This window comes from Thiosocius teredinicola, from assembly GCF_002009425.1.
GTDB classification, from domain to species: Bacteria; Pseudomonadota; Gammaproteobacteria; order Chromatiales; family Chromatiaceae; genus Thiosocius; species Thiosocius teredinicola.
The window spans coordinates 3,775,275-3,796,346 of sequence record NZ_CP019936.1 but is presented as its reverse complement, the minus strand read 5'-3'; the positions used below and the strand labels follow the sequence as shown (position 1 = coordinate 3,796,346).

Sequence of the window (21,072 nt, the reverse complement as noted above, 5' to 3'; positions counted from 1 at the left end):
CAAGATCGCGCATACTGCTGAAATGCTGGTTCGACAGCATTGATCGAGCGCATTTTCTCGTCGACCATGCCCCTGCGGCAAGTCGGGTAAACGCTAGTGGGCGTTACCGAACGTTCTGCTTGATCTGGCAGCCTATCCGCCGCTGCGCATAAAAACACCGCCGCGACGTGGATCGCCTGCGCCAGTAAATGTCTTGCCGTCCCAACACACCGTATGGGTGCCGCCGAAAAACAGGTTGTGCGATGTCCACAGGCGGTGCGCCGGGTACCAAGCGCTCAGCTTTTGTACGGTTTCATCAGGTAACCCGGGCTCGATATCGAGGTGGTTGCGTTCGAAGTGGATGCGCGGCGAACCGACGGCCTGTTCCGGCGGCATCGAGAAATCAATCAGGTTGCTCAGCGTCTGCAGAATGGCGGTCCGTAGTCGATTTGAGCCGCCAGACCCAATGGCGATCAAGTGGTGCCGGTCTTCCGCCAGCGTCGGCGCCATCATGGAACTGACCCGCACATCGAACGGCCATTGATTGAAACCATGTGGATTCAGGTCTTCCTCGCCCAGCATATTGTTCAGCATGATGCCGGTGCCGGGCAGCAACTCACCGCTGCCTTCACCGTTTGACAGTGTCAGCGAGGCACTGTTGCCCTCTGAATCGATGGCGCTGATGTGTGTTGTGCCGCGATTGTTGACCGGGTGGCCGTCGATTGTGCTGAGATATTCCTCGAGCCAGGCCTTGTGTTGACGGGTACGAGATAACAGGCCGTCGTCTCTTGCCAGGTTGGTGTGCGCCATGACCGAGGCGAGAACTTTCATGTGATCGGGACAACCGAAGGCCAAAGACGAAAAGTCCTGATTGTCCAAGGCGCTCAATGCGAAGTTGATCAGCGTACCGCCGGACGACGGTCCAGGGTTCGTTTCAACCTGGTAGCCGCGATAGCGATGCCGCAGCGGTTGGCGCGCAATGACGGCATAGCTGCGCAGGTCGTCGAGCGAAAGGTGTCCACCATGCGTGTCGCCGTGGTCGACCAGTAGCCGGGCCACATCGCCTTCATAGAAAGGTGCATCGCCTTCTTCGGCCACGCGACGCAGCGTATCTGCAAGGGCCGGTTGGTGGAACAGGGTGTTCTCGCCGCATAGCGCCTCACCGCCGTACAAAGCCTCTGCCTCTGGCGTGGCCCGGTATATGGGGGCGACGATGCTGAAGATATAGGCCTGCAGCGCATTCACCTCCACCCCTTGCTCGGCATATTCAATCGCCGGCGCAAGCACCTCTTGCAGTGGCAGGCGGCCCAGGTGCCGCTGGGTCGAGACCAGCCCGCGGATGGTGCCGGGCGTTGCGATCGAGCCGGCGCCGATATGAAATTCCTGTTGCGCCGTACCGAAATCGGCGGTGATGGGATAGAACGAGGCGTCAGAGGCTTCACGTCGCTGGCGCGGCGTCTGCACGAAAAAATCGTACAGCACCGCATCGCGATCCGCCTCGCGTGCGAGCAGGAATCCGCCGCCGCCGAGTGAGGTCAGCACCGGTTCGACCACGCAGGCCGCAGCGAGCGCGGCAGCCACGGCGTCGAACGCATTGCCGCCGAGTTCGAACATGCGCATCCCGGCTTCGGCTGTTTTTGGATGCCCGGCGGCGATAGCGCCTTTCATGAGTGGGTCCGAGTTCGCATCACCGAGGATTATGCCGGGTGATTACGGCTCGTGCATAGCCAACAAAAAAGCGCGCCCGAAGGCGCGCTTTCCCGAATCGAAAGCGATGTTCTTATTTCTTTTCGGTAGACTTCGCGGCAGGTTTTGTCGTGGTCGACGTGCTCGGATAAGCGTAGCCGCCATAGTAGGGCGCATAACCACCATAGCCGCCGCCGTAGTAGGGATAGCCGCCGCCCCAGCCGCCGTAGCCGGGATAACCGCCGCCCCAGCCGCCGTAGTACGGGTAGCCGCCGCCATAGTACGGTCCGCCGCCCCATCCCCATGGGCCACCGCCGCCCCAGCCGTTACCCCAGCCATTTCCCCAACCGTTGTTCCAGCCGCCCCAGTTGAATGGGCCGCCCCAGCCGCCCCAGAAGGCGCTGGCGCTGGATGTCGCGAGGATGGCCGCTGCGCCGACAAGTCCGGACAACAGCAGTTTGCGAGTTTTGTTCATCGAAAGTCCCTCCCGTTAAGGATTGGTTGATCGTCGTTAATGATCGAATCGAGACTGCGGTCGACGCTTGCCGGTCTTGTACTGCTTGTTTCATACCCGCTGCATCCGATCGCCGTGAGGCACATCGGATGTCACCGAATATTCAATCCGTTCCTACGCGATCCGCAGCCGCAGTATAGCTTTGCGTTGCGCTAGCCTTGAACCCCGACGTTGCGGGGCGCTGGCGGTATTGTTTCAACAGGCGCTGACACTGCCGCAAGCTGAAATCAATGCCGTAACGCTCAGCCAGGTGCGTCTGCAACAGCTTGCCTTGCCACTTTTTGCCTTCCAGCCCGAACATCGTGGGCGGTTGGCTCAAGTCGGCTTGCAGACGCTTCCACTCATCACCCGACAACTTCGGCGGACGCCCAGGACTGGTTTCGTCCATCAGGCCGTCGAGACCGTTGTCGGTGAAACGCTTACGCCAGCGTTCCAATGTTCGAGTGTGCTCCCCCAGCCACTCGGCCACTTGGTTCGGTCGATGTCCTTCGGCGATCAACAGCACGCATAAAGCACGGTAACAAAACCTCTGTTCCCGCGACGCGCTGACATGTTGCCGAACTGCATTGCGCAGTTTGGCGATTTCGGATGTATCCATGTTCCTTTCTTCCCGGCGCTATCGGTGACGCCGTTCGTTTCGTCCGATTCAGTATGTACATAGATTCGGATGCTGCTCAGTCCAAACTGGGGATAAATTGACCCCGGTCAGGAAATCAGGGCCTAATGAGAAGTATTGCGATCAAAACGCATATTTCAGTTTGTCTGTCACGAGGTATGGGTGTGCTGGAGTTCGTATTTTTTGATGAGCGACCACTGCAGGGTTTTGTCGATTTTCTACAGGCAAAACGAGTTTCGCACGAGCGCAGCGATGAAGACGAGACGTTCGTGGTTGCCATTTCTGAGGATACCGACGATGCCTTGCTCGAAGAGATCGAGTCGCACTACGACGAAATGATGGCGTTCAACCAGAGCCTGTTCGAGGCCGAAGACGGCACGGTCGATACGCACAGCGCGGGCGTCGTGTTGAATCTTAAATCCGGCGAAACTGTCTACGCACAGGTCGATCCTTTACTTTTGGGCAGGGTCATGGAAGTGCTGACGCCACAGGAGTTCGGCGATGTAGTCAATGCCATCGTGGATGCGGTAGAGAATCCGGACAGTCGGCCGTTGTGTAAACGTACCTGATTTACCAATTATCGCGACAGTCGCCGCCGACAGTCTTTACTCGTTGGCGGGTGGGGCCACCACCGTTGTTGTTGACTGTTCGCTGTATTTCAGGCGCTGCGCGCGTTTCTTCTCGACCAGGTCGATATATTCCTTCGGCGTCATCGATGCGCCGGTCTCCGGACGCTTGGTCGGCAGGTAGTAACCGGCGATGGCCGCAACCAGGATTGCGATCAGCAGGATGTAGACGTTGGTTCGGTCTCGGTAGCGCGCCATAGCCTGATCTTAGCAGTGTCGGTAGCGTGGCGATAAGCGGTGTAAGTCTGCAGCGCGATTACCAATCCGCGATGAACAGCGGGCCATGTGCGGTCTCGGTGCGCCGGATGGTTTGCTGAAACAATTCGGACAGCAATTCGCTATCGCCCAACGCATCTCGATCGCCCATGTGCCATTGGCCGTTGCCATCAAGAATCAGCCAGCGATCGCAGACGCGATACGCGAGATTGAGGTCGTGCATGACCAGCATCATGGCGCGCGACGCCGACACGCAGTGTGTGCCGACCGCCTGCAGCGCCGCCGTTTGCTGCGCCAGGTCGAGGTGATTGATCGGCTCATCGAGTAACGCGAGAGGTGCCTGCTGAGCCAGCAGGCGGGCGATCTCGACGCGCCGCAACTCGCCGCCGGACAGGCTATTGAGGGCGCGCCGTTCAAATCCATTCAGCCCGACGGCGGCAAGCGCATCGCGTGCGAATTGCAGATCGTTCTCGCTTTCCCAGGCGAGCGCCGACAGGTGGGGGTGTCGGCCGGTCAGCACCGTATCCAGGACGCTGCCGCCGAATGTCGGATCGCTATGTTGAAGCAGGGTCGCCACGCGCTGTGCACGTTGGCGCGGACGCAGTGTGGCGATCGGTGTCCCGGCAAGCAGGATCTCACCTCGCTGCGTACGGCGCAGGCCGGCCAGATGATGCAGCAGCGTGGACTTGCCCACGCCGTTGCGTCCCAGCAGCGCCCAGGATTCGCCTACCTCGATACACAGGTCGAGGTCGGTGCACACGGTATGGCCGCCGATTTCCACCGTCAGTTGTCTGGTCTCGAGCAGTGTCATCGACGACCCCGGCGCGACAGCAGAAACAGGAACACGGGCACGCCCAACAGCGCGGTCAATACACCGACCGGCAGTTGCATTGGGCTGATCAGGGTTCGCGCCAACGTATCGGCAACGCTGAGCAGGGCGCCACCCAGCAGCACAGCGGCGGGCAGCAGCACGCGATGATCGGTGCCGCCGAGTGTACGCACCAGGTGCGGTGTGATGAGCCCGACGAAACCGATGGCGCCGGCAATCGAAACTGCCGCCGCGGTCAATACGGCGCTGACGAAATACAGCTCGATCCGCAGACGCTGAGTATCGACGCCCAGCGCTGCAGCCTGCAGCATGCCGTGAGTCGCGATATTGAGATCGCGGGCGCGCAGCAAGGCCAGCAGCAGGCCGATGGTCAGCACCGCCCACGCCAGGCCGGGCCTCGTCGCATTGGCCAGGTCGCCCATCAGCCAGAACAGCATGCCGGGCAGGTGGGTCGCCGGGCTGATGCTGAGCACGAAGCTGATCAGCGCCGACCAGCCGGCCGCTACCACCACGCCGGTCAACAGCAGGTGTTCGCTGCGCCAGTCGTCGCCGTGGTGGGTCAGGCCGAAAACCAGCAGCGTGCTGGCCAGGGCGCCGACAGTAGCCACCGGGGCGTACCAAGCGGCAGGCAGGGCGACCAGCATGGCGATGAGGACGGCGATCGATGCGCCACCCGAAACGCCCAATATATAAGGATCGCCCAGCGGGTTGCGCAGCAGCACCTGCATCAAGGCGCCGGCCAAGGCCAGCAGACCACCGACCGCGAAGGCGCTGAGGGCACGCGGCAATCTCAATTGATCGACGATCAGGTCATCGGTGCTGCCGTCGTTGGCGACCAGGTGGTGCACGATGTCGGCAATGCCGATATCCACGCTACCGTTGACAACGGCCATCCCCAGGCCGATCCCGGCAAGGACAAAACTGAGCAATAGCAGAACAGCGGGACGGAAGGGGGGCATCAGTCTCGTGATGCCTCGCCGCGAGTCTGCTCAGGCATCGGGTTCGACGGGAGCATCGCCGCGCAGGCTGATGATCGGCCAGCCCTCGGCGCGTGCATAGTCGGCGAGCTGACGGTCGGGATCGACCGCGACGGGGTGGGTGACCCGCTCGAGCAGCGGCAGGTCGTTGTGTGAGTCGCTGTAGAACCAGGCTTCGTGCAAGGATGCGCCGTGTGCGCCGAGCCAGGCTTCGAGGCGTGTCACCTTGCCTTCGCGAAAACTCGGTACGCCGGCGACTGCCCCGGTGTAGCGATCGCCGGCCTGTTCCGGCTCGGTGGCGATCAGGTGGGGAATGCCGAGGCGCTCGGCGATCGGCGCCGTCACAAAGGCATTGGTCGCCGTGATGATCATCAGGGTGTCACCGGCCGAGCGATGGCGATCGATCAGTTGTTCGGCGGCCGGGGTGATCAGCGGCTCGATCTTTTCGCGCATGAAACGGCTGTGCCAGGCATCGAGCGTGCTGCGCGGATGCTGCGAGAGCGGCTTCAATGAGAATGCGAGGAATGCCATGATGTCCAGGCGGCCTTCTTTGTAATCCTCGTAGAACTGGGCGTTCTGCTGTTCGTAAGACGCGCGGTCGACCACCCCGATCTCGCCCAGAAACTGGCCCCAGAGGTAGTCCGAATCGCCTGCCAGAAGCGTGTTGTCGAGATCGAAAATTGCCAGGGCCATTGCAAATACTGCGTGTGCGTCATGGTGCTGTGAGGATCGCCCGGACTATACAGGATTTCTTTTATAAGCAATAGCTTATGCAGTTTGCTCGCTTGCCGCAAAGGTGCCGGCTGTGGAAGAATCGAGCGCAAGCGAACGTTAAATTTTGGTTTCAGTTGTGATTGACGCGGACGGTTTTCGGCCAAACGTGGGGATTATCCTCTGCAATGACCAGAACCGCCTCTTTTGGGGGCGTCGCGTAGGTCAGAACGCATGGCAATTCCCGCAAGGCGGCATTAACCCCGACGAGACCCCGGAGCAGGCGATGTACCGGGAACTCCACGAGGAAGTCGGCCTTTTGCCGGAACATGTCGATCTGCTCGGCTCGACGCAGCGCTGGCTGCGGTACCGTCTGCCGAAGCGTTTCATCCGGCGGCATTCCCACCCGGTCTGCATCGGCCAGAAGCAGCGCTGGTTTTTGCTCCGTGTACACTGCTGCGAGAACGACTTCTGTCTGGATTCGTGCGACAAGCCCGAGTTCGACAACTGGCGTTGGGTGAAGTACTGGCAGCCGGTGCGCGAGGTGATCTACTTCAAGCGTCGGGTTTACGAGCGCGCGCTCGAAGAACTGGCGCCGCTGCTGTTTCCCGACGGTGTGCCGGCGCGTCCACAGACCAATTTTCTCCGTCAACAACGTCGCTGATTGTCCGTAGAACCTCGGCCTTCGCCCCGATTGTCTGGGAGATGGCCGGCTGCGGCAGGTGATTGCCTGTCTGAGGAACTGTTGAATCCATGCTCGAGCTGTTGCACCGCATCGTCAAAGAGGTAAACGCCGCGCCGGATCTGGAAAAGGCGTTGTCAATGATCGTGTCGATGGTCAAACAGGCGATCGGCTGCGACGTCTGCTCCGTGTACCTGACCGACCCGGACACGCGCACTCATGTGCTCGCCGCCACCGACGGTCTGAACGCCGAGGCGGTCGGCAAAGTCGCCCTGCCGTTGGGCCGTGGCCTGGTCGGCCTGGTGGCCGAACGTGCCGAGCCGCTCAACCTCAGCGATGCGCCGTCGCACCGGCGGTATATGCGCATCACCGAGACCGGTGAGACCCAGTACAACGGATTCCTCGGTGTGCCGATCATCCAGAATCGCAAGGTGCTCGGCGTGCTGGTCGTGCGCCAGCAGGCGCAGCGCGAATTCACCGAAGACGAGGTGACCTTCGTCTTCACCCTGGCGGCACAGCTCGCCGGCGCCATCACCTTTGCCCAGACCAGCGGTGAACTCGATGCGCTGACCACTCAGCCGCGTATGGGACGCTATCTTGAAGGTCGCGCCGGCAGCACGGGCGTGTCGATCGGCGAAGGCGTTGTCGCCTACCGCGCCGCCGATTTGGACGCCGTGCCGGATCGTCAGGCCGAAGATATCGATGCCGAATGCAAGGCGTTTCGTGACGCTGTCGACGCGGTTGAAGACGACCTGCGTACGCTCAAGGCACGCCTGAGCGGTGAGATACCGGAAGAGGACATCGCGCTGTTCGATGCCTTGCTGCTGATGCTCGGCAGCGACACCCTGGTCACCCAGACCATCGAGCTGATCGAAAAGGGAGACTGGGCCCCGGCGGCGCTGCGTCAGAGCATCGATGCGCATGCCCAGGTATTCGAAAACATGGAGGACATCTACCTGCGTGAGCGCGCATCGGACGTGCGTGACCTCGGTCGGCGCATCCTGATGCATCTGCAGAGCGACAGCCCGCGCAAGGTCGAGTACCCGGCGCAGACCGTGCTCGTCGGCGAAGAGGTCAGTGCGATCCAGCTGGCGGAGGTGCCGCACGATCGTTTGGTCGGCGTGGTCTGTGCCGCCGGTTCGAGTTCCTCGCACGTCGCGATTCTGGCGCGTGCGATGGGGCTGCCGGCCGTCATGGGCGTCAGCAACCTGCCGGTCGCGCGCGTCGAGCGCCGCGAGCTGATCGTCGATGGTTACCGCGGGCGGGTCTATATCTCGCCGCCGCAATCGGTGCGCCAGGAGTACGAGCGCCTTGCCGAAGAGGAGCGGGCACTGACCGCCGAGGCCGAGGCGTTGCGCGGTCTGCCGGCCGAATCGACCGACGGCGTTGCGTTTCCCCTGCACTTGAACACCGGCCTGGTCAACGAGACCAACAACATCGGCAACGATGATTTTGCCGGTATCGGCCTGTACCGCACCGAGCTGCCGTTCATGGTCCGTGACCGTTTCCCGGCCGAATCGGTGCAGGTCATGAATTATCGCCGGGTGCTGGAAACCTTCGCCCCCCGGCCAGTGATTCTGCGCACGCTCGATATCGGCGGCGACAAGCCGCTGCCGTATTTCCCGGTCGAAGAACAGAACCCGTTCCTCGGCTGGCGCGGCGTGCGCATCTCGCTGGCGCATCCAGAGATCTTTCTGACCCAGGTGCGCGCGATGCTGCGTGCCGCGGTCGACCTCGACAATCTGCAGATCATGCTGCCGATGATCAGCGGCGTGGCCGAGGTCGATGAACTGAAGATGTTGATCACGCGTGCCCACGACGAGTTGCTCGAAGAAGGCTACAAGGTCTCGATGCCGAAGATCGGCGTCATGATCGAGGTGCCGTCGGCGGTGTACATGATCGAGGAACTGGCGCGTCGGGTCGACTTCGTGTCGGTCGGCACCAACGATCTGACGCAGTACCTGCTCGCCGTCGACCGCAACAACTCGCGGGTGGCCGAGCTGTATGACGATCTGCATCCGGCAGTGTTGCGCGCGCTCGAACAGGTGGTGCGCGGCGCGCGGGTGTTCAACCGGCCGGTGGGAATCTGCGGCGAGCTGGCCGGCAACCCGATGGCAACCATCCTGTTGATGGGCCTGGGCGTCGACAGCCTCAGCATGAGTGCCGGTAGCCTGATGAAGGTGAAGTGGGTGGTGCGCAGTATCAGTGTGTCGCGTGCACGGCAGCTGCTGCATGCCGCACTGCGCATGGAAGACGCGATGCAGGTGCGCCGATTCATGGAAGGCGCGCTCGACGATATGGGTCTTGGTGGCCTGTTCCGCCCGGGTCGGTGAGTTCCGGCGAGAGCGTGCTTGCGTTCGGCACTGGATTTGTCGCTTTTTGATACCCGTCAACCGCAGCGGGCATGTTGTGGCGCACAATGATTCTTTAGATGACGAACCTGGGGGAAAGGGATAATGGGAGATTCGGTAGTCAACGTTGACAGTGCCAACGACGAAAATAAGGAGAAGGTCGAGAACCCGCAGGTTTTCGACGGCGACCTCAGCAAGCTCGATAAGACCGCGCGCCGCGAGCTGTTTCGCAAGAACATCTACCCGTACAGCACCAAGCTCGGCCGCAAAGACTACGAGGCCTTCAAATACGAGCTGCAGATCGAGCTGTTGAAGCTGCAGAACTGGGTGCGCGATACGGGCGAGCGCGTACTGATCCTGTTCGAAGGCCGCGATGCGGCGGGTAAGGGCGGCACCATCAAACGCATCATGGAGCACCTCAATCCTCGTGGTGCACGCATCGTGGCATTGGAGAAACCGTCGCCGCGTGAAGCCGGTCAATGGTATTTCCAACGCTATATTCAGCATCTGCCGAGTGCCGGTGAGATCGTGTTGTTCGACCGCTCCTGGTACAACCGGGCGGGCGTTGAGCGTGTCATGGGTTTCTGTTCGTCCTCGGAATACCTCGAGTTCCTGCGTCAGACGCCGGAGCTCGAACGTATGTTGGCGCGCAGCGGCATACGTCTGTTCAAGCTGTGGTTCTCGGTCAGCCGCGGCGAGCAGCTGCGCCGCTTCAAATCCCGTGAACACGACCCGTTGAAACAGTGGAAGCTGAGCCCGATCGACTTGGCATCGCTCGACAAGTGGGACGACTACACCAAGGCCAAAGAGGCGATGTTCTTCCACACCGATACGGCCGACGCTCCCTGGACCGTGATCAAGTCGGATGACAAGAAGCGCGCGCGCATCAATGCCATTCGTCACTTGTTGAACAGCATTCCGTACGACAACAAGGATGAAAAGATCGCGTGTCCGCCGGATCCGCTGATCGTCGGTACCGCTTCGGACATCTACGAAGACGGCGAACATACCCAGTTGAGTTAATCAGCGTTCATAAGCAGGAAGGGCTAAGAACATGAGCGAACACTACGAACGGCATGCCGTGCAGGTCAGTAATGCCTTTATGGACCTGCTCGATGAGAATGCCAAGGCGGCGATCACGGAAGAGCACCGCAATGAACTGGCGATGCTGGTCGAGGCCGCGATCAGTACCGCAGTGCTGGAGGAGATGGAGCGGGCGGCCGACGAGGTGGCAGCGCTGTCAAAGCGCTTGCGTCAACACGCAGAACACTACGACAAGGCGTGATCTCGGCTCGGCCGGTTGGGTGAGGCGCACGCTTCACCCAACCGCGTTGAGTGCACCGCACTTCAAACATCGACAGGCTGGTCAATAATAGACCCATGGCCGTCGTTTCCTTCGAAATCAGAAGTTTCTACATTCAGCCGGTTATCTGGCACTGCGAGGTGCGATGATCGGGCGTTTCGTCCTGCCCGTTATCCTGGCCGGCCTGGCGTATGGCTTCTGGCGCAGCGATGTATTCGGCGATATCGCTGCCGGCGTCGCCATCTTCCTGTTCGGCATGTTGTGTATGGAGGAAGGCTTCCGCGCCTTCTCCGGCGGTGCGCTCGAGCGCGTATTGCGCGTCAGCACCGACAAGACGTGGAAGAGCCTGCTGTTCGGCATCGTGACCACGACCATTATGCAGTCGTCGTCGCTAGTGTCGGTGATCACCATCAGCTTCATCAGTGCCGGTCTGCTGGGCCTGGCCGAGGGCATCGGCATCATCTTCGGTGCCAATCTCGGCACGACCACCGGCGCCTGGATCGTCGCCGGCTTCGGCCTCAAGGTGAACCTGTCGACCTATGCCATGCCGATGCTGGTGTTTGGCGTGGTGTTCATCCTGCAAAAGCCGCGTGCACTCAAAGGCATCGGCTGGATTCTGGCCGGGCTGGGTTTCCTGTTCCTTGGCATCCATTACATGAAGGTCGGTTTCGAGGGTTTTGCCGACCAGCTCGATCTGACCCGGTACGCCATACCGGGCATCAAAGGGCTGTTGTTGTTCACGCTGTTCGGCATGCTGGCGACTGTCGTCATGCAGTCGAGCCATGCCACCCTGGTGCTGATCATCACTGCGCTGGGGGCCGGGCAAATCACCTATGAAAATGCCCTGGCGCTGGCGATCGGCGCCAATGTCGGCACGACGATTACGGCCGTGCTGGGGGCGCTGAGTTCACCGATCGACGGCAAGCGGCTCGCGGGCGCGCATCTCATCTTCAATATCGGTACCGGTGTCATCGCGTTGGCCTCGATCAGCTACCTCGTGCTCGCGGTGGACGCGATTAGCGGTGCGGTCGGGATACCGAGTGACGATTACACGCTCAAGCTGGCCGTGTTTCATACCCTGTTCAACGGCATTGGCGTCTTGGTCTTCACGCCGTTGATCCGCGCGCTGGAACGGATGTTGACCCGGTTCTTGCGTGGTCCACGGGTCGAGCGCGACATGCCCAGGTACCTCAGCGAGGCCGCGTTGGCGTTTCCGGACGTGGCTTTGCCGGCGCTGCGCCGCGAGACCCAACACCTGTTCAACAACGCGTTCTCGATCATCGCCCATGGCGTTAACCTGCGCCGCGCCGATATCAGTTCAGACAAAGATCTCATGGCGTTGCTCGACGAGCCCGGAGAGCACATCGAGATCGACATCGACAAGCAATACGAGCTGATGATCAAAGACATCTACGGTGCCAACGTACTGTTCTACACCCGTGCATCGGCGAACATGGACGATGAAAAGTCCCGCAAGATGCAGGGGCTGTGGCAGGCCAATCTCGACATCGTGGCCGCGATCAAGGCGACCAAGCACCTGCGCAAGAACGTCGAACGTTACACCGGCGCGCCGAACCGCTACATTCGGCGGGAATACAACCGCTTCCGTGCGCGGATCGGTGAATTGCTGCGCGAACTGGCGGTGCTGCGTGCGGCCGATGATGAGGCTGTCGCATTACTGTCACTTGATGCGATTAAGGTAGACATTGCGGACAACTATCGCTTCAGTCACCAGATCGTCGACGGATTGATCCGGGACGGCGCCATCACCGCCCAGATGGCCACTTCCCTGATGAATGACAGTCTCTACGTGAACGAAATCATGGCGCGTCTGCTGAGCATGGCGAAAGGTTTATTGGCGTCGTCTCCGTCCATGGACGAAGTGACCCCCGACCTCTCGCTGACCCCGGAAGAAGTCGAACAGATGGTCGATCAGCACCGGCGCGAGGCCCCAACCGTCGAGCGTCAGGAGCGATCGCAATGAAAACCATGAAGCTTGTTGCAAAGATTCAAAGGCTGTTGAAGCGCCCTCCTGAGGAGATGCGCCTTAAAAAGCTGCGTAAGACGATCAAGTCTCTCAAGGACAAGCAGGAAGAACTCGAGGACAAGCTCAAGCGCACGCGCGGCAAGCACGCCCGCGAGAAGCTCAAGCGCAAGATCGATGTACTTTACGCCCAGCGCTGCAAGGGTGCCGAGGTGTACCGCGGGCTGAAGAAACAGACCGAGGCACAGCAGTCCTGACGTCGCTCAACCGGGGTCATTGTGCAGCAGCTCGCTGCGCTTGAGCAGTGGAGGTACCAGCGGTGCCTGCACAAACAGGCTGAAGATCACCACGCCGAACGCGATTGATTGTACGGTCCACCAGTAGGGCAGGCTGACCGGCAAAGACAGACACAGCGCTAGCACCACGGCGCCGCGCAGACTGCCCACGACCAACACTTGCTGGTAACCGCGCGGTACATCGTCTATCCACGGCAAACGGTTGATCAGCGGCGCGGTGCCGAACACACCGGTCGCGCGCGAAATCAGTACGGCGACGATTCCGATCAGCATGGCGAGCCAGCGTTGCTCAAACATGGCGAAGGTGACCGTTACGCCCATCAGTAGAAAGACCAGTGCCTCGGCGACGTAGACGTTGAATGCCCAGAAGTTGTCGACGAAGCTGCCGCGTTCGTCCTGAAAGTCGTTGTGGATCACGCGCCCCATGATCAGGCCGGTAATCAATACCGCCATGACGCCGGAGACCTGCAGGATCTCATTGGCTACCAGGAATGCGGCATAGGCCGAGATCAGGCTGACCAAGGCCTGTTGAATCGAGTCCTCGAACAGCCGCGAAACCAGCAGAAAAGCCAGGCCTACCAGCAGGCCGATAAAGATACCGCCGAAAAACACGACGGCGAACGATGCGACGGCATCTGCAACCGTGATGTGTTCTTGCGGGTACATGGCGATGTACAGCACGATATTGAACATCACGATGGCGGTCGCGTCGTTGAACAGGTCTTCTCCTTCCATCAGGATTCGCAAGCGCTTGGGTACGCCCAGCTTGGCGAAGCGTGCGGTAATGGGCGAGGCGTCTGTCGCCGCCAGCACGGCGCCGGTCAGCATCGCGGCAATCCATGGGAATCCTTCCGGGTGACCGATGCCGATATACACCAGCGACGCGGTGACCAATATAGAGAGCAGCAATATCGGGATCGACAGCAGCAGGATGACGAACAGGTTCTTGCGCAGCATCAGCGCATCGATCTTGAATGCCGCTTCGAACACCAGCAGCGGGAGAAACACGTAGAAGATCAGGTCGTGGAACGACTGGTGACGTACGCCGGTATCGATGTCGAACCACAGCAACAACTCCGAGCCGACAAAGCCCGTGGCCACCAGCAAGGCGGCAAACGGCAGGTTGCGGCGCTCGGCGAAGGGGCGCAGCATCAGCGCCACGAGCAACAGCCCGGCCAGCATCATGATGGTGTGACTGATGCCCATGCGCTCCGGGCCTAGCCCGTCTTTTTGTCGATACCAGGCCGCAACGGCGGCACCGGATGAAGCTGATCGAGTCCGATCGACAAGCCGCTCTCCTGGATCACCCGTGCGTGTGCGCGATTGAGCTCACTCGGGGAGCGAACGCCGCAGGCATGGGCGATAACGCCGACTTCGTTGATCATGTTGCGCACATAGGCGGCGACCCGTTCTGCCTTGTCGGGTGGGTAGAGACCGCGTTGCAGACGCTCATCGTGTGTCGTGATGCCGGTCGGGCAGGTGTTCTTGTTGCATTGCAGTGCCTGGATACAGCCCAGCGCAAACATGAAGCCACGCGCGCTGGTCACGAAATCGGCGCCCATACACAGGGCCCAGGCAATGTCTTCTGGGTTGATCAGCTTGCCCGATGCGATGACTTTCACGCGCTCGCGCAGCCCGTACTCGGTGAGCTTGTCGACAAGGATCGGCAGGCTCTCGCGCAACGGCAGGCCGACCGCATCGATCAGCGGCATCGGCGCCGCGCCGGTGCCGCCTTCGGCACCGTCTATGGTGATGAAGTCCGGCGCAGAATCCGCGCCGCGTTCGACGATCTCGCTGAACAGTTCGTCGAGTACGGCGGGTGAGCCGACCACGGTTTTGAACCCGGTGGGTTTGCCGCCCGCGTTGCGCACACGCTCGATCATATCCAACAGGTCGGTATTGTTGCGTACATCGGGGTGGCGATTCGGGCTGAACGCATTCTCGCCGACGCGGATACCACGAATCTTGGCGATCTCTTCGGTCACCTTGGCCCCCGGCAACATGCCGCCCTTACCGGGTTTTGCGCCTTGGCTGAGCTTGATCTCGAACATCTTCACCTGTGGGTGCGCCGAGATCTCGCGGATCTTGTCGTCGTTGAGATTGCCGTCGAGGTCACGTACCCCGTTCTTCGCCGTGCCGATCTGAAAGACGATGTCGCAGCCGCCGTCGAGGTGATAAGACGACAGGCCGCCTTCGCCGGTATTCGTCCAGCAACCGGCCTTGTTGGCGCCGCTCGACAACGCGAGCACCGCAGGCTTGGATATGGCGCCGTAGCTCATGCCGGAGATGTTGAACAGCGAAGCCGTTGTATAGGGCGAGCGACAACCGGGGCCGATGGTTACCGGTCGGGGCGGCACGGCATCTTCACCCAGGGTGGGAAACGGGCAGTTCACGAACACCACGGTGCCGGCCTTGCGCAGATCGCGGGTCGAACCGAAAGCGACCGTGTTGTTGATATCCTTGGCGGCGCGATACACCCAGCTTCGCTGCGCGCGGTTGAAGGGCAGCTCTTCGCGATCCATGGCGAAGAAGTACTGGCGGAAGAATTCTCCCAGGTGCTCGAAAAAGTAGCGAAACCGCCCGATGACCGGATAGTTGCGTCGTATCGCATGACGCGTCTGGGTTACATCCAGGATGTAGGCAACGACTATCCAGAGAATGATCGCGCCGAGGATCATCAGGAACGCGGCGGCAAACAGTTCCAGGCTGGCGATCAAGAAATTGCCGAAGCGTTCAGACATACCCTGCATAGCGAATCCAAAACCGAGGTAGTTGTTATCTCTCGCGGCGCGGCTGCCGTCCCGTTCGGGAGGTGCGCTCCGGGCCTGATGACATGATAGACCCGCTGCCCGACATTTTTCTGTCGCACGCCTTACTTTCCTGCGTTCGCGGCGTTGTACCGGGGGGCAGTTCAGAACTCGTCGATCCGGTCGCTATGCGATCAAAGCGGACCTTTGATCGTGTTGACTCGACTTCGATGCGGGCGGGTTTCCTGTTTACCGGCTGTTGCCCTCCGTGCCGAAGCCCCGGGTCGTTCGGCGCTCACCGCGACAAGGAGCTACCATTGAACGCCGCACTCAGTTTTGAAGCCACTAACGAAATTCTCGGTTCGGTCAAGATTCCGGCCACACCTGCCGTGTTCATGGAACTGCATGAGTTGATGCAGAAGGACGAGCCCGACATCGACGAGGTGTCGGCGGCGATTTCAAAGGATATGGGTTTGGCGGCGTTGGTGCTGAAAACGGTCAACTCGCCATTCTTCGGGTTGCGCGCCAAGGCGAAGTCGATTCGCCAGGCGACCACATTGCTCGGCCTTTTGAACATCAGCAACATCGTCGCCGGCCTGGCCTTGCGCAGGGCCATGGAAGATTCCGGCGCACCAACCCCGGAGCACTATTGGGAATCGCCAGTGAATATCGGCATGGTGTCGGCCAAGCTATCGCGCCAGTTCGCCGGCGTGAGTCCGGACGAGGCCTACATGCTTGGCCTGTTCCACAATGCCGGCGTGCCGCTGATGATGATGCGGTTCGACGACTATCTGAAGACGATGGGTGACGCCGAAGCGTCAATGGTCGACGTCACGCAACTCGAAGACGAGCGCTACAAGACCAACCACGCGGTCATCGGGTATTTCGTCTGCAGGAGTTGGGGGCTTCCCGAGCATGTCGGCGAGTTGATCCTGCGGCACCATGATGTGGTCGAGGTATTGGCGGAGAATGGCGGCGCCATGTCGAAGACCGGGATCTCGCTGGCGGTCCTCAAAATGGCCGAACATATCGACCGCCGCTACTGGGGCAAGGCAGACGATCCTGAATGGGATCGATGGGGCGAACAGGTGCTCGCCTACGCCGGTATCAGCTCAACCGACTTCGAAGACATCGTCGAAGATATGACCGAGCTGTTGGCCGCGGGCTGATCATTTTGCGAAACCATTTCCTCTGCTAGGGTGTCTTATCGACTGTGCCCACCGTTTGAGGAATCCGGCCATGAACGCCAAAGCCGTCCTGGTAGCGCTCGTATCCACGTTTCTTGTTGCCGGATGCATGAACAGCGCCACGGTGCGCAACGAAACCGGTCGCCAGGGCTTCGTGCAACTCGAAGGCAGCACGCTGGTATTGAAGTCGGCGTTGACCGTGCCTGCCGGAAAGGCCCGGGTGTTCCTGCAAAGCCACGGGGAATCCGGGGTGCCGACCAGTGCCCGTTATAGCGCCTTCGATCACTACTCCACGCATTGCAGTCTGGAAATCGATACGGTCGACCACAAGGGGTTCGTGATCGAGCCGGACCGCTTTGTCGTAACGCGCGTGCAGAGCACCCTGGTGCCGGTCGTCATGGCGAAACCGGTACAGGTCGCGGCGCTCGGCGCCTTGAACCTGATCGCCGGCGATATGGATGATGCGGGAAGCAGCGCCTACTACGAGGGTTATCACTTCTGGCTCGCATCGGACAAACAGCCCAATGTGCGACGCCTGAGTTGCTACGGCGCCTATGCCGAGCCGCCCGACTTGCGACCGCCCAGCTTTGCCGAGATTCGCGAGGCCTTGGGGGATGTCGTAGAGATCGTGCGCTGAAGCGGTTCGATGATTGGTACGCCCTCAGGGGGCGTGTACATGACCATCGTTGAGTAGCTTGGCGAAGGCGCGAACCAGGTCGGCTTTGCTGATGATACCGACCAGGTGGTTTCCCTTGTCGAGCACCGGCAGCGCGCCGAACCCGTGTTCATCGATCAGCGCACACGCCTTGGCCAGCTCGTCATAGGTATGCACCGTAACCGGGTTGTGCGACATCAGGTCGCCGACCGACAGGTTGTCGTCGAGCTGGTATTCGTGCGACAGATCCGGCGCTTCGTCGACCCAGTCGGGCCTCCGCAGGTCGCGGTCGCTGATCATGCCTACCAGTTGCGCGCCCTCGAGCACCGGCAGATGCCGAATCCCTGCTTCGCGCATGCGAAAGAATGTCTCGCGAACGCCATCGTCCGGCGCGGCGCTCAGCACTTTCTGGGTCATGTACTCACTCACTCGCACGTGCTTGCGGTTCCTGCTCGGTCGAACGGACGATGCATAGCGCCAGTGTCTGGGCCGCTTCGGTTTCGCGCATCTTAGCGCAAGTGGTCAGCGTCGCGTCTTGCGTTTACCGCTGCGGCTCTTCGTCTGAACTCCGTGGGTGTGCTGTGTGCGAAACGTCGACGGTTTGCCGCCTCGGTGCTTGCCGGGTGTGCGCGAGCCCTCGGGTCGCTTTCCGGTACCTGCCGGCTGGTAGCTGGGTACGAGGTGACGCTTGCCGTTGCCGATCAGGTCGGCGCGTCCCATGTCTTTCAGTGCTTCACGCAGCAAAGGCCAGTTGTTGGCGTCGTGATAGCGCAGGAATGCCTTGTGCAATCGACGCTGCTTTGCGCCTTTGGGGATCGACACCTGTTCCGAAGAGCGCGTGACCTTCTTCAAGGGATTGCGTCCGGAGTGCCACATCGCCGTGGCCAGTGCCATCGGTGACGGCAGAAACGCCTGCACCTGGTCGGCGCGGAAGCCGTTGCGCTTGAGCCACAAGGCGAGGTTCAGCATGTCTTCATCGGTGGTGCCCGGGTGGGCAGCGATGAAGTAGGGGATCAGGTACTGTTCTTTGCCTGCCTGCTTGGAGTATTTGTCGAACATCGCCTTGAAGCGATCATACGTCCCCATGCCGGGCTTCATCATCTTCGACAAGGGCCCGTCTTCGGTATGCTCCGGTGCGATCTTCAGGTAGCCGCCGACATGGTGGGTGACCAGCTCCTTGACGTATTCCGGCGTTTCCACCGCGATGTCGTAGCGCAGGCCGGAGGCGATAAACACGCGTTTGACGCCGGGCAGTGCGCGCGCCTTGCGATACAACCGCACCAACGGCATCTGGTCTGTGTTGAGATTGTCGCAGATCCCGGGATACACGCACGACAGGCGGCGGCAGCTCGATTCGATCTTCGGGTCTTTGCAATGCAGGCGCCACATATTGGCGGTCGGGCCGCCAAGGTCGGAGATCACACCGGTAAACCCGGGGGTATGATCGCGGATGTTTTCGATCTCGCGCAGGATGCTCTGTTCGGAGCGGTTCTGGATGATGCGACCTTCGTGTTCGGTGATCGAACAGAACGAACAACCGCCGAAGCAGCCGCGCATGATGTTGACCGAGAATCGGATCATCTCGTAAGCCGGTATCCGGGCCTCGCCATACGTCGGGTGTGGCACCCGCTGGTAGGGCAACTCGAACACGCGATCGAGTTCAGGCGTGCGCAGCGGTAGCGGAGGTGGGTTGATCCATACCTCGCGGTCGCCATGCTGTTGAATCAAGGCGCGAGCGTTGCCCGGGTTGGATTCGAGATGCAGCACGCGCGAGGCATGTGCGTACAGTATGGGATCGCTGCGCACGGTCTCGAATGCGGGAATGCGTACCGCCGTCTTGCCGCGATCGAGATTCTTCGGGCGACGATGCAGGGTGACGACCTGTGGGGCGTCCGGCGGCGCGGCCGGCGGTGCTTCGGTCGATGCCTTTGTCGTATCCAGATAGGGATCGGGATGCGGTTCGACTCGCCCGGGTTCGTCGACCTGGGTGGAGTCGATCACGGTCCAGTCAGACGGCAGGGCGTGGCGCACGAAAGCGGTGCCGCGAATATCGGTGATGTCGCCGATGGCTTCGCCGGCGGCCAGGCGGTGGGTCAGCTCGACGATTGCACGTTCGGCGTTGCCGAACAGCAGCATGTCGGCCTTGGCATCGACCAGTACCGAACGCCGGACCTTTTCCTGCCAATAGTCGAAATGGGCGATCCGCCGCAGACTCGCCTCGATGCCACCGATCACGACAGGCACGCCCTTGAAGGCCTCGCGGCAGCGCTGCGAATACACAATGACGGCCCGGTCCGGTCGTTGGCCGCCGACGCCGTCAGGCGTATAGGCGTCGTCCGAGCGCAGCCGTCGCTCGGAGGTGTAGCGGTTGACCATTGAATCCATGTTGCCGCCGGTCACGCCGAAATACAGGTTCGGCGGGCCGAGCCCGGCGAAGTCGTCGGCATTCTGCCAGTCGGGTTGCGCGATGATGCCGACCCTGAAGCCCTGCGCTTCGAGAACCCGGCCGATCACCGCCATACCGAAGCTCGGGTGATCGACATAGGCATCGCCGGTCACCAGGATTACGTCGCAACTGTCCCAGCCGAGCACGTCCATTTCATCACGCGTCATCGGCAGGAAGGGCGCCGGGCCGAACTTGTGAGCCCAGTGGCGTCGGTAGTCGAAGAGATTGGGCGCGGGTGGGTTCACGTGATCGTGGCGAGAAGCGGTGAGGTCAAACCGCAAATATATCATTTGACCTGCGCCAAAACCCTTGTAGTGGTTCAGGGCATCGCGCGCGGCATGTGCTAGCTTTGCGCTGCATATCCCCATGGAGGCGACGCGTGCGGCGAACGATTCTTGCGGCCAGTCTCGTCATTGCCGCCTGCGAAGGCCCCGACGAGCATGACCACCCGACGCTGACCACCGGCAAACAGTTGTATGAGCATCACTGCGCACCCTGTCATCAGCAAGGGGGTGACGGGGCCTTCCTGAAGGGCGTGCCGCCGGTCAGCGGGTCGACGATGGACTACCGGCAGATGGTCGAGCACATCCGCGGCCAATCGCGGCAAGAGGATACCCGGATGCCGACGTTCACGGCGATGTCGCAGCAGGAGGCCGGGAAGATCGCCGTTTACATGCGACACGCCTTCCCCACGCCCTAGCGGTGATCGGCAGCGGTGCTGTTCGAGTTTGGCGTGGTGCCGGTCGAATCGAAACGCTCACCCGCCAAACCGCGGTGCAATGCAACCCGCACGCCCTGTCATCCATTCGCTGCATCCGATCCGGTATCATCTGATCGTTGCTGCCGCAGTTGTGCGGTGGATTTCGCGGGCGGACGTTCGCGAACGGAAAATTCGACGGTGACCCAATGAAACTTCGCTATCTCTTGCTCAGCACCATGCTACTCGCCGGTGCCTGTACCCAGGAAACGCAAAACAAATTCGGGCGGGCGATTCAGAACTGGACCGGAACCAACGGCGTGCTGGAAGTCTACGCCGGCGACAAACTGGTGCGCCGCTTCATTGAGATCGACAAGCTGAGTACGGCGGTCGCAACGCAGGGCAGCGACCCGCGGCCGTATCGCTTTGGCTACGGCGTCTTCGACGAAAATCTGAACATGCATAAGGATCCCGGCGAGAAGAAGGTGTACTTCGAGTTCAGCGATTACTCGACGTCGTACATCTTCTTTGAGCATCCGCATCGCTGAGCTACCGGATGCAGGTGCTCAG

The 21,072-nt window shown here is 60.9% G+C and carries 22 protein-coding genes; 11 read left to right on the top strand and 11 right to left on the bottom strand.

The annotated features are described in order from the left end of the window. Positions 1 to 132 precede the first annotated feature (132 nt). The 3 genes from ggt to B1781_RS17990 all read right to left on the bottom strand — a co-directional run bounded on the left by ggt (position 133) and on the right by B1781_RS17990 (position 2,777). Positions 133 to 1,647: a gamma-glutamyltransferase gene (gene ggt, locus B1781_RS18000; RefSeq protein ID WP_078120984.1), complete on the bottom strand. Its 1,515-nt coding sequence runs from the start codon at positions 1,645 to 1,647 to the stop codon at positions 133 to 135. A 112-nt stretch (positions 1,648 to 1,759) separates the two neighbouring features. After that, positions 1,760 to 2,140: a hypothetical protein gene (locus B1781_RS17995; RefSeq protein WP_078120983.1), complete on the bottom strand. Its 381-nt coding sequence runs from the start codon at positions 2,138 to 2,140 to the stop codon at positions 1,760 to 1,762. A 142-nt stretch (positions 2,141 to 2,282) separates the two neighbouring features. Then, complete coding sequence (locus tag B1781_RS17990; RefSeq protein ID WP_078120982.1) at positions 2,283 to 2,777, bottom strand: helix-turn-helix domain-containing protein; 495 nt, start codon at positions 2,775 to 2,777, stop codon at positions 2,283 to 2,285. A 182-nt stretch (positions 2,778 to 2,959) separates the two neighbouring features. On the opposite strand from B1781_RS17990, the gene B1781_RS17985 reads away from it, so the two are divergent. Continuing rightward, on the top strand, positions 2,960 to 3,364 hold the full coding sequence (locus B1781_RS17985) for a hypothetical protein (protein WP_125932160.1): 405 nt from the start codon (positions 2,960 to 2,962) through the stop codon (positions 3,362 to 3,364). Between the two features lie 36 nt (positions 3,365 to 3,400). On the opposite strand, the gene B1781_RS17980 is transcribed toward B1781_RS17985, so the two are convergent. The 4 genes from B1781_RS17980 to B1781_RS17965 are packed head-to-tail and all read right to left on the bottom strand — an operon-like array spanning position 3,401 to position 6,136. Then, complete coding sequence (locus B1781_RS17980) at positions 3,401 to 3,619, bottom strand: hypothetical protein (protein ID WP_078120980.1); 219 nt, start codon at positions 3,617 to 3,619, stop codon at positions 3,401 to 3,403. A gap of 58 nt (positions 3,620 to 3,677) precedes the next feature. Beyond that, positions 3,678 to 4,448, bottom strand: coding sequence for an ABC transporter ATP-binding protein (locus tag B1781_RS17975; protein WP_078120979.1), 771 nt, complete (start codon positions 4,446 to 4,448; stop codon positions 3,678 to 3,680). Further along, positions 4,445 to 5,425: a FecCD family ABC transporter permease gene (locus tag B1781_RS17970; RefSeq protein ID WP_078120978.1), complete on the bottom strand. Its 981-nt coding sequence runs from the start codon at positions 5,423 to 5,425 to the stop codon at positions 4,445 to 4,447. Before B1781_RS17970 ends, B1781_RS17975 begins: the two co-directional genes overlap by 4 nt. A gap of 30 nt (positions 5,426 to 5,455) precedes the next feature. After that, positions 5,456 to 6,136, bottom strand: coding sequence for a histidinol-phosphatase (locus B1781_RS17965; protein WP_078120977.1), 681 nt, complete (start codon positions 6,134 to 6,136; stop codon positions 5,456 to 5,458). Between the two features lie 157 nt (positions 6,137 to 6,293). Here B1781_RS17965 and B1781_RS17960 point away from each other — a divergent pair, with 157 nt between their 5' ends. From B1781_RS17960 to B1781_RS17935, 6 genes are all read left to right on the top strand, one after another. After that, positions 6,294 to 6,818, top strand: coding sequence for an RNA pyrophosphohydrolase (locus tag B1781_RS17960; RefSeq protein ID WP_078120976.1), 525 nt, complete (start codon positions 6,294 to 6,296; stop codon positions 6,816 to 6,818). An 89-nt stretch (positions 6,819 to 6,907) separates the two neighbouring features. Beyond that, positions 6,908 to 9,169, top strand: a complete 2,262-nt coding sequence (gene ptsP, locus B1781_RS17955) for a phosphoenolpyruvate--protein phosphotransferase (protein ID WP_078120975.1) — start codon at positions 6,908 to 6,910, stop codon at positions 9,167 to 9,169. Positions 9,170 to 9,292: 123 nt separating this feature from the next. Then, the gene (gene ppk2 / locus B1781_RS17950; protein WP_078120974.1) at positions 9,293 to 10,210 is read left to right on the top strand and encodes a polyphosphate kinase 2; all 918 of its coding nucleotides are present in this window, start codon (positions 9,293 to 9,295) and stop codon (positions 10,208 to 10,210) included. A 31-nt stretch (positions 10,211 to 10,241) separates the two neighbouring features. Then, positions 10,242 to 10,472: a hypothetical protein gene (locus B1781_RS17945; protein WP_078120973.1), complete on the top strand. Its 231-nt coding sequence runs from the start codon at positions 10,242 to 10,244 to the stop codon at positions 10,470 to 10,472. A 163-nt stretch (positions 10,473 to 10,635) separates the two neighbouring features. Further along, positions 10,636 to 12,474, top strand: a complete 1,839-nt coding sequence (locus B1781_RS17940) for a Na/Pi cotransporter family protein (protein WP_078120972.1) — start codon at positions 10,636 to 10,638, stop codon at positions 12,472 to 12,474. Then, entirely contained in the window at positions 12,471 to 12,731 is a 261-nt protein-coding gene (locus B1781_RS17935) for a hypothetical protein (RefSeq protein WP_078120971.1), read from the top strand. The genes B1781_RS17940 and B1781_RS17935 overlap by 4 nt, the downstream gene beginning before the upstream one ends. Before the next feature lie 6 nt (positions 12,732 to 12,737). On the opposite strand, the gene B1781_RS17930 is transcribed toward B1781_RS17935, so the two are convergent. Together B1781_RS17930 and B1781_RS17925 are read right to left on the bottom strand one after the other, a co-directional pair. Further along, a complete protein-coding gene (locus B1781_RS17930; protein ID WP_078120970.1) occupies positions 12,738 to 13,976 on the bottom strand; it encodes a cation:proton antiporter in 1,239 nt (412 codons plus the stop codon). An 11-nt stretch (positions 13,977 to 13,987) separates the two neighbouring features. Continuing rightward, on the bottom strand, positions 13,988 to 15,520 hold the full coding sequence (locus tag B1781_RS17925; protein WP_078120969.1) for an FMN-binding glutamate synthase family protein: 1,533 nt from the start codon (positions 15,518 to 15,520) through the stop codon (positions 13,988 to 13,990). Positions 15,521 to 15,834: 314 nt separating this feature from the next. Here B1781_RS17925 and B1781_RS17920 point away from each other — a divergent pair, with 314 nt between their 5' ends. Beyond that, on the top strand, positions 15,835 to 16,686 hold the full coding sequence (locus B1781_RS17920) for an HDOD domain-containing protein (protein WP_164513452.1): 852 nt from the start codon (positions 15,835 to 15,837) through the stop codon (positions 16,684 to 16,686). 70 nt (positions 16,687 to 16,756) lie between these two features. Further along, positions 16,757 to 17,341: a hypothetical protein gene (locus B1781_RS17915; protein WP_078120967.1), complete on the top strand. Its 585-nt coding sequence runs from the start codon at positions 16,757 to 16,759 to the stop codon at positions 17,339 to 17,341. Positions 17,342 to 17,365: 24 nt separating this feature from the next. On the opposite strand, the gene B1781_RS17910 is transcribed toward B1781_RS17915, so the two are convergent. Together B1781_RS17910 and B1781_RS17905 are read right to left on the bottom strand one after the other, a co-directional pair. Beyond that, the gene (locus B1781_RS17910; protein ID WP_078122122.1) at positions 17,366 to 17,776 is read right to left on the bottom strand and encodes a CBS domain-containing protein; all 411 of its coding nucleotides are present in this window, start codon (positions 17,774 to 17,776) and stop codon (positions 17,366 to 17,368) included. A 105-nt stretch (positions 17,777 to 17,881) separates the two neighbouring features. Then, positions 17,882 to 20,095 carry a YgiQ family radical SAM protein gene (locus B1781_RS17905; RefSeq protein WP_078120966.1) on the bottom strand — a complete coding sequence of 738 codons (2,214 nt, stop codon included), beginning with the start codon at positions 20,093 to 20,095 and terminating at the stop codon, positions 17,882 to 17,884. Positions 20,096 to 20,184: 89 nt separating this feature from the next. On the opposite strand from B1781_RS17905, the gene B1781_RS17900 reads away from it, so the two are divergent. Further along, positions 20,185 to 20,505: a c-type cytochrome gene (locus B1781_RS17900; protein ID WP_164513451.1), complete on the top strand. Its 321-nt coding sequence runs from the start codon at positions 20,185 to 20,187 to the stop codon at positions 20,503 to 20,505. Between the two features lie 206 nt (positions 20,506 to 20,711). Continuing rightward, complete coding sequence (locus B1781_RS17895; RefSeq protein WP_078120964.1) at positions 20,712 to 21,050, top strand: hypothetical protein; 339 nt, start codon at positions 20,712 to 20,714, stop codon at positions 21,048 to 21,050. Positions 21,051 to 21,072 lie beyond the last annotated feature (22 nt).

Bases quoted from the DNA above. Each gene is read 5' to 3' on its own strand.
- ptsP (WP_078120975.1), top strand. From the start codon at position 6,908: ATGCTCGAGCTGTTGCACCGCATCGTCAAAGAGGTAAACGCCGCGCCG.
- B1781_RS17980 (WP_078120980.1), bottom strand. From the start codon at position 3,619: ATGGCGCGCTACCGAGACCGAACCAACGTCTACATCCTGCTGATCGCA.
- B1781_RS17975 (WP_078120979.1), bottom strand. From the start codon at position 4,448: ATGACACTGCTCGAGACCAGACAACTGACGGTGGAAATCGGCGGCCAT.
- B1781_RS17965 (WP_078120977.1), bottom strand. From the start codon at position 6,136: ATGGCCCTGGCAATTTTCGATCTCGACAACACGCTTCTGGCAGGCGAT.
- B1781_RS17915 (WP_078120967.1), top strand. From the start codon at position 16,757: ATGAACGCCAAAGCCGTCCTGGTAGCGCTCGTATCCACGTTTCTTGTT.
- B1781_RS17970 (WP_078120978.1), bottom strand. From the start codon at position 5,425: ATGCCCCCCTTCCGTCCCGCTGTTCTGCTATTGCTCAGTTTTGTCCTT.
- B1781_RS17910 (WP_078122122.1), bottom strand. From the start codon at position 17,776: ATGACCCAGAAAGTGCTGAGCGCCGCGCCGGACGATGGCGTTCGCGAG.
- B1781_RS17935 (WP_078120971.1), top strand. From the start codon at position 12,471: ATGAAAACCATGAAGCTTGTTGCAAAGATTCAAAGGCTGTTGAAGCGC.
- B1781_RS17905 (WP_078120966.1), bottom strand. From the start codon at position 20,095: ATGATATATTTGCGGTTTGACCTCACCGCTTCTCGCCACGATCACGTG.
- B1781_RS17945 (WP_078120973.1), top strand. From the start codon at position 10,242: ATGAGCGAACACTACGAACGGCATGCCGTGCAGGTCAGTAATGCCTTT.
- B1781_RS17925 (WP_078120969.1), bottom strand. From the start codon at position 15,520: ATGCAGGGTATGTCTGAACGCTTCGGCAATTTCTTGATCGCCAGCCTG.
- B1781_RS17895 (WP_078120964.1), top strand. From the start codon at position 20,712: ATGAAACTTCGCTATCTCTTGCTCAGCACCATGCTACTCGCCGGTGCC.
- ppk2 (WP_078120974.1), top strand. From the start codon at position 9,293: ATGGGAGATTCGGTAGTCAACGTTGACAGTGCCAACGACGAAAATAAG.
- ggt (WP_078120984.1), bottom strand. From the start codon at position 1,647: ATGAAAGGCGCTATCGCCGCCGGGCATCCAAAAACAGCCGAAGCCGGG.
- B1781_RS17995 (WP_078120983.1), bottom strand. From the start codon at position 2,140: ATGAACAAAACTCGCAAACTGCTGTTGTCCGGACTTGTCGGCGCAGCG.
- B1781_RS17990 (WP_078120982.1), bottom strand. From the start codon at position 2,777: ATGGATACATCCGAAATCGCCAAACTGCGCAATGCAGTTCGGCAACAT.
- B1781_RS17940 (WP_078120972.1), top strand. From the start codon at position 10,636: ATGATCGGGCGTTTCGTCCTGCCCGTTATCCTGGCCGGCCTGGCGTAT.
- B1781_RS17930 (WP_078120970.1), bottom strand. From the start codon at position 13,976: ATGGGCATCAGTCACACCATCATGATGCTGGCCGGGCTGTTGCTCGTG.